Here is a 12,271-nt window from a genome sequence, read left to right as displayed (position 1 = left end):
GGCGGCGGCCCGCCGCCGGCGCCCGGCTCAGAGCGCCGCGCCCACGAGCGCCTCGCCGAGCGGCGTGCGCTGGTGCAGCATGCGCGACCCGTCCCGGCGACTGGCGACGAGCCCCGCGTCGCGCAGCACCGTGAGGTGGTGCGACGCGGTCGAGATCGCGAGGCCCGAGTCGGCCGCGACCTGCGACGTCGTCCGCGCCTCGTGCGCGTCGAGCAGGATGCCGGCCCTCGCGGGACTGAGCAGCGCGGCGAGGGCCTCGGCGAGCGCCGCGGCATCCGTCGCCCAGTTCTCGGTGACGCCCTGCGCCGGGTAGAAGAGCGTCGGCTGCGCGGGCGGCTCGGTGAGCACCATGCACCGCCCGCCGCCGAGCACCGACGGCACGAGCACGATGCCCGAGCCCCGGCAGTCGAGCACCTCGCCGTGCTGGGTGAGCTCGACCCGCAGCGCGCCGTCGTGCCATTCGACCGTGTGGTGCAGGCCGGCCGCCATGGCCGCGATGCCGTCGGTCGCGATGCGGCGCGCGCGCACGGCGATGTCGGCCCGCAGGATGCGCTCGAGCTGCGGCCACACGGGCTCGACGAGCGCGGCCCACAGCTCGAGCCACGCATCGGCGATCATCGCCCGGGCGCGCGGGAGGTCGTCGAGCATGCGCAGCACGGCCTGCTGCCGGGCACCCGTGGACCGCACCACGACCTTGCCGAGGTCGACGCGCATGAGCTCGTCGGGCACCTCGCGCAGGCGCGCCGCCTCGTCGGCGGGCTCGAGGTCCCAGGTCGGCGTGGTCGTGAAGAAGTCGGGGAAGTAGCCCGACTCGCGCACCAGCACCGCGAACAGCTCGAACGCCTCGCGCGGCACGCGGTCGCGCACGCTCCGCAGCCAGCCCCACTGCAGCGGATGCTCCGCCGGACGCTGCAGCACGCGGACCGCGTGGCACACCTCGTGTCCCGGCGACACTCCGAAGCGGATCGCCGACACGTCTCCCGGCGCGAGCCGGAAGTCCACGTAGCGCCGCTCGACGGTCACCCCGTCACTGTGCCACAGCCGGGGGTCGCGGCAGTAGGCCTGCCCTGGCGTCAGAAGGTCTGCGCCACGATCGCCTGCGCGATGGCCCCGGCGTGCTCGCCGTCGATCCAGTGGAGCGAATCACCGACGGCGAGCGCGGCGAGCGGCCGCACGCCGATGTCCCCCGTCTCCTGGACGTAGGCGGTCACGGCCTGTCCGTCGGGCACGTCCGCGGGCACGACGGCGACGAACGACCGGTCGGCGTCCGGTGCGGCGAACCGGTCGACCAGCCCGCCGAACCCGCGCGCGGTGCGGATGACGGTCGCCGGGTACCCGTCGACGACGATCGCGCACGTGAAGGTGCCGGCCCGCAACGCGACGGCCTCGTCGAAGGATGCCGCGGGCTCCTCGCGCTCGAAGGCGACGAGCTCCGCGCCCGGCGGGGCCTCGGCGGCGTCGAGGATGCCGGGTGCCGCGAGCCCGCCCCGGCACTCGGCCGCGGGGTCGCCGACCGCGACGAGCGGCGGTCCGAACCCGTCGGCGGGTGCCGCCGCGATCGTCGTGAACGCCGCGGCCGCCACCTCCGCGAGCCGCTCGACGACGGTCGAGCCGTCGACGCCCCGGTAGCGCCCGCCGGACGCCGTCAGCGCCGCGGCGCGCAGGTCGAGCTGCACCCAGTGCGCGCCGACGGGAGCGGAGAGCACCCAGCCGCTGTCGCCCGCGAGCAGTGCCGCCTCGACGTCGCCGATCGGCCTGGTCGGCGCCGCGCCGCCCTCGTGCCCCTGGGGCGGGACCCAGTCGGCCGCCGCGTCGGGCAGCACCGCGATGCGCAGGTAGGCCCAGTCGCTCGGGCTGTTGTACACCGGCATGCCGGCGCCGACGCGCCAGGAGCACGACAGCCCGCCGACGCCTTCGAGCAGCACCGCCTCGAAGACCGCGTCGGGGTGCACGGCGACGACGGGTGCCACTGGTTCGGGCGCCGAGCCCTGCAGCGCCGCCGCGATGAGGCCGACGGGTGCGAGGTCGGCGCAGTCCAGTGCTCCGGATGCCGCGGGCACGACGCTCGGGTCCGGTGACGTCGTCGCGGGCGTCGAGACCGGGTCGGCGCCGGTCGCGGCGCAGCCCGCGAGGACGACGGTGAGGAGGAGTGCCGCGGCGGCCCGGGCGGCGGCGTTCGATCGCATGGCCTGAACCTAGCCCTCGCCGCCTCGCGCCGTCGGGGAATCTCCACCGGGCCCCAGCGCATGTTTCGACGTCGGTCGAAACAGTTCCGGCACTGGCGCCGCCGGCGGGACCCTTGCACCAGTCACCGCACCCGCCGCGAACGTCCCGACGACGCGAGCCGCGGCATCCGTCATCACCGAACACGAATCGAGGCCATCATGAACCCCGCCGAGATCACTCTCGCGCCCACGCGGCCGGCACCGGAGGGCGACGTGGTCGTCCGGGCCGAGGCCCTGCGCATCGGCACCGGACGCACGCGCCGATTCGTCGGCCTCGACCACGGCGCCGGCATCTCGTACTTCTTCGTCGACAACGAGCCCGGCGAGGGGCCGGGCCTGCACTGGCATCCGTACGCGGAGACCTGGGTCGTGCTCGAGGGCACCGCCGAGATCACCATGGGGGAGCGTCGGCTGGTCGCCACGACCGGCGACACCGCGACGGTGCCCGCGGGCGTCTGGCACCGCTTCGAGAACGTCGGCGAGGGGCGACTGAAGGTGCTCTGCATCCACGCCTCGGCCGTCATCGTGCAGACCTGGGCCGACGAGGACTGAGCCCCGCACCGCCGCCACCATCCAGCGAACCATCCACCGAACCATCCACCGTCCACCCTCCACGAAGGAGCACCGCCATGTCGTTCCAGGCCTACCTCGACAACATCGAGGCCAAGACCGGGCTCACGCCCCGCCAGTTCGTCGCACTCGCCGAGGAGCGGGGCTTCGGCCCCGGCACCAAGGCGGCGCCCATCGTGCAGTGGCTCGCCGAGGACTACGACCTCGGCCGCGGCCACGCGATGGCGCTCGTCCACGTCATCACCAAGGGACCGCAGATCAGCGCGAAGCACGTCGACAGCGGCGGCACGCACAGCGACCCGACCGACGAGCTCTGGCTCGACGGAGCGGCGACGAATCCGCATCGCTGAGCGGCGCCGCGCCGCGGCGGCGGGGTCGGATCGACGGCCCCGCACGCCGCGGCCACGGCCCCCGTTCGGGTGGTGCCGATACGCTGGCGAGGCACCCCGCTCGGATGGTCCGCGCGGGAACGCGCTGGAGTCGCCCCGTGACGCAGACCGACCCGAACACCCGGACCGAGCCCGACACGCAGGCCGATCGCAGTCCGCAGCCCGGGCGCGACAGGCAGCCCGACCCGAACACCCTCGCCGGCGACGCGGAGGCGGCCGAGCAGACCCCTCCGGGCGGCGCGGCGCCCGCCGGCGAGCCGATCGCGTTCGCCACGCCGCTCGGCGAGTTCCCGGCGCTGCGCGGCGACGGCGTCGTGCGCGTGCGCAACCTCCGGTACGCGACGGCAGGACGGTTCGAGGCGCCCGTGCCGGCCGAGCTGCGCGCCGACGAGGCATCCGCTCGCCGCTCGCAGCGCATCGCCTGCCCGCAGCCCCTGAGCCCGAGCGACGAGCTGCTCGGACGGCCGCTCCGGGGCGTCGAGTTCGACGAGGACTGCCTGCGGCTCTCGATCACGCTGCCCGACGGCGCGCCGGACGAGCCGATGCCGGTGCTGGTCTGGGTGCACGGCGGATCGCACGTGTCGGGCGCCGGCGACCTCGCCGGGTACGACCCCGCGGCCATCGTCCGCGAGCAGCGCGTCGTGGTCGTCGCCGTGACCTCGCGTGTCGGCGTCCTCGGGTACCCGACGGACGACCGGCACCCCGCGAACCTCGGCCTGCTCGACCTCATCGCCGCGTTCCGGTGGGTGGGCGAGCACATCGCCGCGTTCGGCGGCGACCCCGAGCGCATCACGGCCGTCGGGCAGTCCTCCGGCGCCGACGCGCTCGCGCACCTCATCGCCGCCGACGACGCCCGCGGGCTGTTCCGTCGCGTGATCCTGCAGAGCGCGCCGTTCGGCATCCGCGATGGGCGTGCCGAGATGCAGCGACGGATGGCGGAGGCCGCGGGCCCCCTCGACCGCGAGGCGTCCCTCGAGGCCCTGTTCGAGGCCCAGTCGCGGGCGAAGTCCGCGGCGGCCGGCTCCGGCCTCCGCTCGGCGATGCCGTTCGGGCCGCGCGCCGGCGCGGCACCGCTGCCCGCCGAGGATGAGGTCGAGGCGGCGTGGCGCGAGCACGCCGCCGGGCTCGACGTGCTCGTCACCCGGAACCGCGACGAGACGGCGTTCTTCTTCGAGGTCGACGCGAAGCTCGCGGCGCTCGCGGGCAAGCCGGTCGTCGGTCCGCTGCTGCGCCGGCTGCTCGTGGCGCGCACGACGAACGCCGTCTACCGCGCGGGCGCACGCCGGTTCGCGCGCATCGTCGCCGACGGCGGCGCCGAGGTGCGCGTCGCCGAGTTCGACGGGCACCCCGACGGCAGCCCCCTCGGCTCCGCGCACGCGATCGAGCTCGCACTGCTCTTCCCGGCGACCGAGGCGTGGGAGGGCGCGCCGCTGCTCGCGCCGGACGGGGCTCGCGACCTCGTCGCCGCGGGTGCCGCGCTGCGCGCCGCCTGGGCCGGGTTCGCACGCACCGGGACCTTCCCGTCGGGCTACGTGCCCACCGGACACGGCTGGACCGGCAGCCTGATCGCGCGGCGGCCGTGAGCGGCGGCAACGCGCCGGTCGACGAGGCCGCCGCCACGGTCCTCTGGGAGGAGTACCGGGCGGCGCGCCCCGATCGTGCGCTCGACACCGAGCCGCCGAGCGTCGAGGTGTTCGGCGATCACCCGGCGCTGACCGATGAACTGCTCGCGCTCGTGCTCGACGGGACCAAGCGGGCCACCGCCTCGCTCGTCGCCGAGTTCCGGGACGAGGGCCAGCCGCTCCCGCGCGTCGGCAGCCACTGGATCGCGTGCGACTCGGCCGGTCGGGCGCGAGCGATCCTCCGCAGCACCGAGTTGCGCATCGGGGCGTTCTCGAGCGTCGACGCCGCGTTCGCGCACGACGAGGGCGAGGACGACCGCACCCTCGGCTCGTGGGTCGACAACCACCGGCGCTACTGGCAGCGGGTCTGCCCGACCATCGGGATCGAGTGGAGCGACGATCTCGACGTCGTGTTCGAGCGGTTCGAGGTGGCCTGGCCGCCGGAGGTCGCGGACGACTGACCCGCCGGCCCCTTGTCGCTGTCGGTGGCATGGTCGAGCATGTGGGCATGCGCGATGACGTCATCTCCTGGCTGCTCGACGGCGATCCCGGTGTCCGCTGGCAGGTCCTGCGCGACCTGCAGGACGCGCCCGACGACCTCGTCGCGTCCGAACGCGGGCGCGTCGCGACCGAGGGGTGGGGTGCGCGGCTCCTCGCCGAGCAGGCCGACGACGGCTACTGGGGCGGGCAGACCTACGGCACGCGGCGCGAACGCGACTCCGTCATGTGGACCCTGCAGATCCTGCGCGACTTCGGGGCACCGCCCGAGGCCGACCCGGTGCGCGCCGCGATCGACCGCGTCGTCGCCGGGGTGGTCTGGGCGGAGTTCGACGACCTGCCCTACTTCAGCGGCGAGGTCGAGGAGTGCGTGAACGGGGGCGTCCTCGCGAACGCCGCCTACTTCGGCGTGCTCGGCGAGGGCAGCGACCGGATCATCGCCCGACTGCTCGATGAGATCCTCCCCGACGGCGGATGGAACTGCGAGCCGGCCGACGAGTCGCAGCGCTCGTCGTTCGACTCGACCCTGTGCGTGATCGAGGGGCTGCTCGCCTACGAGCGGGCGACCGGGTCGACGGATGCCGCGCTGACCACGGCCCGCCGGGGCGGCGAGGAGTACCTGCTCGAGCGCAGCCTCTTCCGCCGCAAGTCGACGGGCGAGCTCGTGAAGCCCCGGTACACGAACTTCGCCTTCCCGACGTACTGGTTCTACGACGTGCTGCGCGCACTCGACCACTTCCGCAGGGCCGGCGGGCACCCCGACGCGCGCCTGCGGCCCGCGCTCGACCTCGTGCTCGAGCAGCGCCGCGACGACGGCCGCTGGGCGGCCGGCTCGCCCTGGCCCGGCCACCGGCGCTACGAGGTCGACGCACCCGAGGGCGAGCCGAGCCCGTGGAACACGCTGCGCGCGATGCGCGTGCTGCGCTGGGCCGACCCCGCCGCGATCGGCTGACGATGCCGATCGAGGTGCGCGCGGCATCCGTCTTCGACGACGTCGCGGCGGTGCTCGGCCCGAAGCGGCCCGACGCGAACGTGTGCTGGTGCCTGAGCTACCGGCTCACCTCGTCGAAGGAGAACCGGTCCATCACCGGGCCGGCGCGCGGCGAGCGGGTGCGCGAGCTCTGCGCGCTCGACCCGGCGCCCGGCGTGATCGCCTACGACGGCGACGAGCCCGTCGGATGGGCGGCGATCCATCCCCGCGCCGACACGGCCTTCGCGACGAACCGGCGCATTCCGCACCTCGACGACCTCGACGTGTGGTCGTTGTGGTGCGTGCGCGTGCGGCCGGGGCACCGGGGCCGGGGCGTCGCTCACCAGCTCATCGGCGGCGCGGTGGAGTTCGCCCGCGACCACGGCGCCCCGATGGTCGAGGCCTACCCGGTCGACAACCGCGGCGAGAAGGTCGACCTCACGATGGCCTACGTCGGCACGCGCGCCGCGTTCGAGCGGGCGGGCTTCGCGAAGGCCGCCGACACGACGAGCGTGCTGAACGGATTCCCGCGCGTGCTCATGCGGCTCGACCTGCGCTGAGCCGAACCGTCCCCGTCGTCTCGCGTGGCGCGTTGCGGGATCACGGCAACCCGGTTAGGCATGTGACGTGACCCACGACGACGCGACCTGGCCCGACCGCACGCGACTGCCCATCCGTCCGCACCAGCAGGTCGGACGCATCGACCGCACGGTCGCCGGATCCGACCCCATCGAGTGGCCGCGCGAGGTCGCCGCGCCCGCGGGCGCCCCGAACATCCTGCTCGTGATGACCGACGACGTCGGCTTCGGCGCCAGCGAGGTGTTCGGCGGTCCGATCCCGACGCCGACCTATGCCCGGCTCGCCGAGGGAGGGTTGCGCTACAACCGCTTCCACACCACCGCGCTCTGCTCGCCCTCGCGCGCCGCGTTGCTCACCGGACGCAACCACCACGTCGCGTCGACGGGGATCATCATGGAGTTCTCGACGCCGTTCCCGGGCTACCACTCGATCGTGTCGAAGGGCGTCGGCACGATCGGCGAGATCCTCACCTCGAACGGGTACGGCACCGCGTGGTTCGGCAAGAACCACAACGTGCCCGACTGGCTGACGACGCCCGCCGGCCCGTTCACGCTCTGGCCCACGGGACTCGGCTTCGAGTACTTCTACGGGTTCCTCGGCGCCGACGCGCACCAGTTCCGTCCGGCGGTCTTCGAGGGCACCATCCCCATCGACCCGTACCTCGGCCGCGAGGACGACTACCACCTCGACGCCGACCTCGCCGACAAGGCGATTTCGTGGATCCGTCGGCAGAAGGCGATCTCGCCCGACAAGCCGTTCTTCGCGTACTACACGCCCGGCACCGCCCACGCCCCGCACCACGCGCCGAAGGAGTGGATCGAGAGGTTCCGCGGCGCATTCGACCACGGCTGGGACGAGCAGCGCGTGCGCACCTTCGAGCGCCAGCGCGAGCTCGGCGTCATCCCCGCCGACGCGGTGCTCAACCCGACGCCCGACCACTACCGGCGCTGGGACGACCTGAGCGAGGACATGCGGCGCGTCTGCGCCCGCGAGATGGAGTGCTACGCCGCGGCGCTGGCACACTGCGACCACCAGATCGGGCGGGTCGTCGACGCCATCGAGGAGCTCGGCGAACTCGAGAACACGCTCGTGATCTACATCCAGGGCGACAACGGGTCGAGCGCCGAGGACCCGACCGGGCACGGCATGACGAGCGAGATCGCGACGCTCGTCAACGGCGTCGTGGACCGCGAGGACTACATGGCCGAGCACATCGACGAGTTCGGCGGCCGCTGGTTCCAGAACCACTTCTCGCACGGGTGGGCGCACGCGATGAACTCGCCGTACCAGTGGGACAAGAAGATCGCGAGCCACCTCGGCGGCAGCCGGACGTCGATGGTCGTGTCGTGGCCGAAGCGCATCGCCGATGCCGGCGGTCTCCGCAGCCAGTTCGCGCACATCACCGACGTGGTGCCGACGATCCTCGAGGCGACCGGCATCCCGATGCCCGACACGATCGACGGCATCGACCAGGTTCCGTTGAACGGCGCGAGCCTCGCCCCGTCGTTCGACGACGCCGACGCACCCGAGCACCACACCACCCAGTACTTCGAGGTGATCGCGAACCAGGGCATCTACCACGACGGGTGGATGGCGAACACGGCGCCGAAGCGCCTGCCCTGGGTGGGCATGGGCGAGTCGACCGCCGATCCGTTCGACGAGTACGAGTGGGAGCTCTACCACCTCGATGCGGACTTCACGCAGTCGCGCAACCTCGCCGCGGAGCATCCGGACAAGCTCGAGGAGCTCAGGGGGATCTTCCTCGACGAGGCGCGTCGCAACCAGGTGCTGCCGCTCGACGACCGGTACATCGAACGGGTCCGCCCCGAGAACCGGCCGCAGCACAACGCGGGCCGCACCACGTTCACCTACTACCCGGGCACGACGCGCATCACCGAGGGCATGGCGCCCGACACGAAGAACACGTCGTACCGCATCACCGCGACGTTCGGGGTGCCCGACGGCATCGGGCGCGACGGCGCCGACGGCATGCTCATCACGCACGGCGGATGGTTCGGCGGGTACGCGCTCTACCTGCTCGACGGTCGTCCGACGTTCGCCTACGCGCGATCGCACTACCCCGAGCACAAGTACGTGGTCGCCGCCCCTGACCGGGTCGGGCCGGGCGAGCACGAACTCGTGCTCGACTTCGCGTACGACGGCGGTGCGCCCGGCAGCGGCGGAACGGCGGTGCTGTCCCTCGACGGCGTGGAGGTCGCGCGCGGGCGCGTCGACGAGACCGTGCCCGTGCGCTACTCGGCCGACGAGACGCTCGACATCGGCGAGGACTCGGGCACGCCGGTCGTCCGTGACTACGACGTGCCGTTCCGGTTCCGGGGCGACCTGCACCGGGTGGTGGTCGAACTCGCGCCCGAGGCGTGACCGCGCGACCGGCGTGCGCCACCGCCGCGCGCGCGGCATGATCGACGCATGCCTCATGCAGCGCCCGAGATCCCCGTCGCCCTCGCCGTCGACATCGGCGGCACGAAGGTCGATGCGGCCCTGGTCGACGCCGAGGGTCGCATCGTGCCCGGCAGCCGCCACCGCGCGCCGACCGGTGCCGCGCAGACCCCCGAGACGTTCGCCCTCGCGATCGCCTCGGTGTGCGAGCGGGCGACGGATGCCGCGGGGTCGGAGCACCGCCTCGTCGGCGTCGGCATCGGCACGGCCGGCCCGCTCCTCGGCGACGGCACGCACGTCTCGCCGCTCAACATGCCCGGCATCCGCGACCTGCCGCTCGTGCCGACGGTCGAGCGGTTCGCGGGCACCGCGCCGGTCCACGTGGCGCTCGACGGCACCTGCATCGCGCTGGCCGAGGTGCGCTTCGGTGCCCTCCGCGGCGTGCGCAACGGCATCGCGATGGTCGTGTCGACGGGCATCGGCGGCGGGATCGTCGTCGACGGACGGGTGATCCGGGGCGACGCGGGCAACGCCGGGCACGTGGGCCAGTCGTGGGTGCGGCGCCCCGCGCCCGATGATCCCGTCGCGGCGACCGTCGAGGCCGTCGCCTCGGGGCCGGCCACCGTTCGGTGGGCCAACGCGCACGGCTGGACCGGCGCCGACGGGCTCGCCCTCGCGGCGGACTATCGCGCGGGCGATCCCGTCGCCGTCCGGGCCGTGCGCCGGTCGGCGGATGCGGTCGGCCAGGCGATCGCGTCGTTCGGCGCCCTGCTCGACGTGACGACCGTCGCGATCGGCGGCGGCTTCTCGCGGGCCGCCGAGGACTACCTCGCGCTGGTCGAAGCGGCGGCGCACCGCACCGCCGTGCTGCCCGCGGCGCGCGAGGTGCGCGTGGTCCCGGCCGAGCTCGGCGACGACGCGCCGCTCGTCGGGGCTGCGCTGCTCGCGTTCGGCGGCTGAGCCGGCGCCGCCGCCGACATCCGGTCAGCCGACCTCGAACCTCGCCGGCCCGCCGTCCGCGGCGAGCGCGGCCTCGATCCGCCGCCGGTGCTCCTCGTTCACCTCGCCGAGCTCGGCCGGGTCGTGCCATCGGAGGTCGGTCATCTCGCCGTCGGCGGGGTGGGGCTCGCCCTCGACCCAGCTGCAGCGGAACGTGAGGTCGAGGTAGTCCGCCCGGTCGCCGTTGCCGTAGACCACTCGGGGCACCTGGTGGACCCAGGCGAGCCGGTCGACGCGGATCCGCACGCCGGCCTCCTCGAGCGCCTCCCGCGCAGCGGCGACCGCGGGCTCCTCGCCGGGATCGACGATGCCCGTGATCGGGGTGAGGGCACCGGTGTCCGACCGGCGGCCCAGGAGCACGCCGCCCTCGCGGAGGATGACCGCGGTCACGCCGACGAGCGGCAGGGGCGCGGTCCCGACGTGACGGCGGAGTTCGAGGACGAAGTCGGGGGTGGGCATGCGGCCACGCTACCCCCGCTCGTCGCGCCAGGACCGCCGCTCGTCGCACTGGGGCTACCACTCGACGCCGGAGATGCGCTATGGTCGGTTTTCCAACCGAACGATCGGTCGGGAAAACCCGCAACGGCGCACCACCCCCGCGCCGACCCCCGTTTCAACCCTGCACAGAACAACGGAGTTCGCATGTCCTCAACCGTCCAGGAGAGCCAGCGCACCGGGCGCATGTCCCGAGAGGAGCGCAAGGTCCTCGCCGGCACCCTCGTCGGCACCTCGATCGAGTGGTACGACTTCTTCATCTACGCCCAGGCCGCCGGCCTGGTGCTCGCGCCGCTCTTCCTCGCCCCGCTCGCCGAGGCGAACGCGACGCTCGCGCAGGTGCTCGCCTTCGCGACGATCGGCATCTCGTTCCTGTTCCGCCCGCTCGGCGCGATCGTCGCCGGCTGGCTCGGCGACAAGCTCGGCCGCAAGAAGATGCTGGTCTTCACGCTCATCCTGATGGGCCTCTCGACCTCGCTGATCGGCTTCCTGCCGACCTATGCCGCGATCGGCATCATGGCCCCGATCCTGCTGATCCTGCTCCGCATCCTCCAGGGCTTCTCGGCCGGCGGCGAGTGGGGCGGCGCGGCACTGATGTCGGTCGAGCACGCCCCGAAGGGCAAGCGGGGCTTCTTCGGCGCCTTCCCGCAGATCGGCGTGCCCGTCGGCATGATCCTCGCGACCTTCACCCTCTGGGTCATCACCTCCTCGATGTCGCCCGAGGCGTTCATGGAGTGGGGTTGGCGCATCCCGTTCATGCTCTCGATCGTCCTGATCGTCGTGGGCTACCTGATCCGCCGCGCCGTCGAGGAGAGCCCGGTCTTCCAGGAGCTCCAGGAGCGCAAGCAGGAGTCCTCGGCGCCGCTGAAGGAGCTGTTCCGCACCAACACGAAGAACGTCATCCTCACCGCGGTGATCTTCATCGCGAACAACGCCGCGGGCTACCTGCTCATCGCGTTCTTCGCGACCTACGCGGTGAAGTCGCTCGGCATGGACCGTCCCACCGTGCTCCTCGCGACCACCTTCGCCTCGTTCGGATGGCTCGTCTTCACACTCTGGGGCGGTCGCCTGTCCGACCGACTGGGCCGCATCCGCACGTTCCAGATCGGGTACGTGTTCCTGGCGCTCTGGGCGATCCCGATGTGGTTCCTCATCGACACCGCGAACATCGTCTGGTACTTCGTCGCGCTGTTCCTGATGACCTTCGGCCTCGGCCTCTCGTACGGCCCGCAGGCCGCGCTGTACTCCGAGATGTTCCCGGCGAAGATCCGCTACTCGGGCGTCTCGATCGGGTACGCGCTCGGCGCGATCCTCGGCGGCGCGTTCGCCCCGATGATCGCCGAGGCACTGCTCGGTGCGACGGGCATGTCGTGGACCATCGGCCTCTACATCGCGATCGCCGCGGTCATCTCGCTCGTCGGCGTCTCGCTCGTGAAGGAGACCAAGGACGTCGACCTGAGCGTCTGAACGTCCTGACGACGACGAGGGGCGGATGCCGCGTGGCATCCGCCCCTCGTCGCATGC

At 73.2% G+C, this 12,271-nt stretch carries 12 protein-coding genes; 9 read left to right on the top strand and 3 right to left on the bottom strand.

Annotated features, from left to right (window positions below; genetic code table 11):
• Window positions 1–27 precede the first annotated feature (27 nt).
• Together ACQ393_RS01420 and ACQ393_RS01415 are read right to left on the bottom strand one after the other, a co-directional pair.
• Window positions 28–1,023, bottom strand: coding sequence for a DUF5937 family protein (locus ACQ393_RS01420; protein WP_430645029.1), 996 nt, complete (start codon window positions 1,021–1,023; stop codon window positions 28–30).
• Between the two features lie 50 nt (window positions 1,024–1,073).
• A complete protein-coding gene (locus tag ACQ393_RS01415; RefSeq protein WP_430645028.1) occupies window positions 1,074–2,186 on the bottom strand; it encodes a hypothetical protein in 1,113 nt (370 codons plus the stop codon).
• Window positions 2,187–2,384: 198 nt separating this feature from the next.
• On the opposite strand from ACQ393_RS01415, the gene ACQ393_RS01410 reads away from it, so the two are divergent.
• From ACQ393_RS01410 to ACQ393_RS01375, 8 genes are all read left to right on the top strand, one after another.
• The gene (locus tag ACQ393_RS01410) at window positions 2,385–2,777 is read left to right on the top strand and encodes a cupin domain-containing protein (RefSeq protein WP_430645027.1); all 393 of its coding nucleotides are present in this window, start codon (window positions 2,385–2,387) and stop codon (window positions 2,775–2,777) included.
• A gap of 77 nt (window positions 2,778–2,854) precedes the next feature.
• Complete coding sequence (locus ACQ393_RS01405; protein WP_430645026.1) at window positions 2,855–3,145, top strand: DUF4287 domain-containing protein; 291 nt, start codon at window positions 2,855–2,857, stop codon at window positions 3,143–3,145.
• A gap of 137 nt (window positions 3,146–3,282) precedes the next feature.
• Complete coding sequence (locus ACQ393_RS01400; protein WP_430645025.1) at window positions 3,283–4,767, top strand: carboxylesterase family protein; 1,485 nt, start codon at window positions 3,283–3,285, stop codon at window positions 4,765–4,767.
• On the top strand, window positions 4,764–5,267 hold the full coding sequence (locus ACQ393_RS01395; RefSeq protein ID WP_430645024.1) for an ASCH domain-containing protein: 504 nt from the start codon (window positions 4,764–4,766) through the stop codon (window positions 5,265–5,267). Before ACQ393_RS01400 ends, ACQ393_RS01395 begins: the two co-directional genes overlap by 4 nt.
• Before the next feature lie 47 nt (window positions 5,268–5,314).
• On the top strand, window positions 5,315–6,256 hold the full coding sequence (locus tag ACQ393_RS01390) for a hypothetical protein (protein ID WP_430645023.1): 942 nt from the start codon (window positions 5,315–5,317) through the stop codon (window positions 6,254–6,256).
• A gap of 2 nt (window positions 6,257–6,258) precedes the next feature.
• Entirely contained in the window at window positions 6,259–6,834 is a 576-nt protein-coding gene (locus ACQ393_RS01385; protein ID WP_430645022.1) for a GNAT family N-acetyltransferase, read from the top strand.
• A gap of 67 nt (window positions 6,835–6,901) precedes the next feature.
• Window positions 6,902–9,235: an arylsulfatase gene (locus ACQ393_RS01380; RefSeq protein ID WP_430645021.1), complete on the top strand. Its 2,334-nt coding sequence runs from the start codon at window positions 6,902–6,904 to the stop codon at window positions 9,233–9,235.
• 48 nt (window positions 9,236–9,283) lie between these two features.
• On the top strand, window positions 9,284–10,213 hold the full coding sequence (locus ACQ393_RS01375) for an ROK family protein (protein ID WP_430645020.1): 930 nt from the start codon (window positions 9,284–9,286) through the stop codon (window positions 10,211–10,213).
• A gap of 24 nt (window positions 10,214–10,237) precedes the next feature.
• Here ACQ393_RS01375 and ACQ393_RS01370 read toward each other — a convergent pair whose 3' ends face one another.
• A complete protein-coding gene (locus tag ACQ393_RS01370) occupies window positions 10,238–10,711 on the bottom strand; it encodes an NUDIX hydrolase (RefSeq protein WP_430645019.1) in 474 nt (157 codons plus the stop codon).
• Window positions 10,712–10,894: 183 nt separating this feature from the next.
• Here ACQ393_RS01370 and ACQ393_RS01365 point away from each other — a divergent pair, with 183 nt between their 5' ends.
• Complete coding sequence (locus ACQ393_RS01365; RefSeq protein WP_430645018.1) at window positions 10,895–12,214, top strand: MFS transporter; 1,320 nt, start codon at window positions 10,895–10,897, stop codon at window positions 12,212–12,214.
• Window positions 12,215–12,271: the final 57 nt, after the last annotated feature.

Source organism: Agromyces sp. GXS1127 (assembly GCF_050565425.1).
Classification (GTDB): Bacteria; Actinomycetota; Actinomycetes; order Actinomycetales; family Microbacteriaceae; genus Agromyces.
This window is presented reverse-complemented; position numbering and strand designations above follow the sequence as displayed.

Excerpts from the sequence above, each read along its gene's own strand:
- ACQ393_RS01415 (WP_430645028.1), bottom strand. The coding sequence starts at position 2,186 with ATGCGATCGAACGCCGCCGCCCGGGCCGCCGCGGCACTCCTCCTCACC.
- ACQ393_RS01410 (WP_430645027.1), top strand. The coding sequence starts at position 2,385 with ATGAACCCCGCCGAGATCACTCTCGCGCCCACGCGGCCGGCACCGGAG.
- ACQ393_RS01385 (WP_430645022.1), top strand. The coding sequence starts at position 6,259 with ATGCCGATCGAGGTGCGCGCGGCATCCGTCTTCGACGACGTCGCGGCG.
- ACQ393_RS01365 (WP_430645018.1), top strand. The coding sequence starts at position 10,895 with ATGTCCTCAACCGTCCAGGAGAGCCAGCGCACCGGGCGCATGTCCCGA.
- ACQ393_RS01375 (WP_430645020.1), top strand. The coding sequence starts at position 9,284 with ATGCCTCATGCAGCGCCCGAGATCCCCGTCGCCCTCGCCGTCGACATC.
- ACQ393_RS01370 (WP_430645019.1), bottom strand. The coding sequence starts at position 10,711 with ATGCCCACCCCCGACTTCGTCCTCGAACTCCGCCGTCACGTCGGGACC.
- ACQ393_RS01405 (WP_430645026.1), top strand. The coding sequence starts at position 2,855 with ATGTCGTTCCAGGCCTACCTCGACAACATCGAGGCCAAGACCGGGCTC.
- ACQ393_RS01390 (WP_430645023.1), top strand. The coding sequence starts at position 5,315 with ATGCGCGATGACGTCATCTCCTGGCTGCTCGACGGCGATCCCGGTGTC.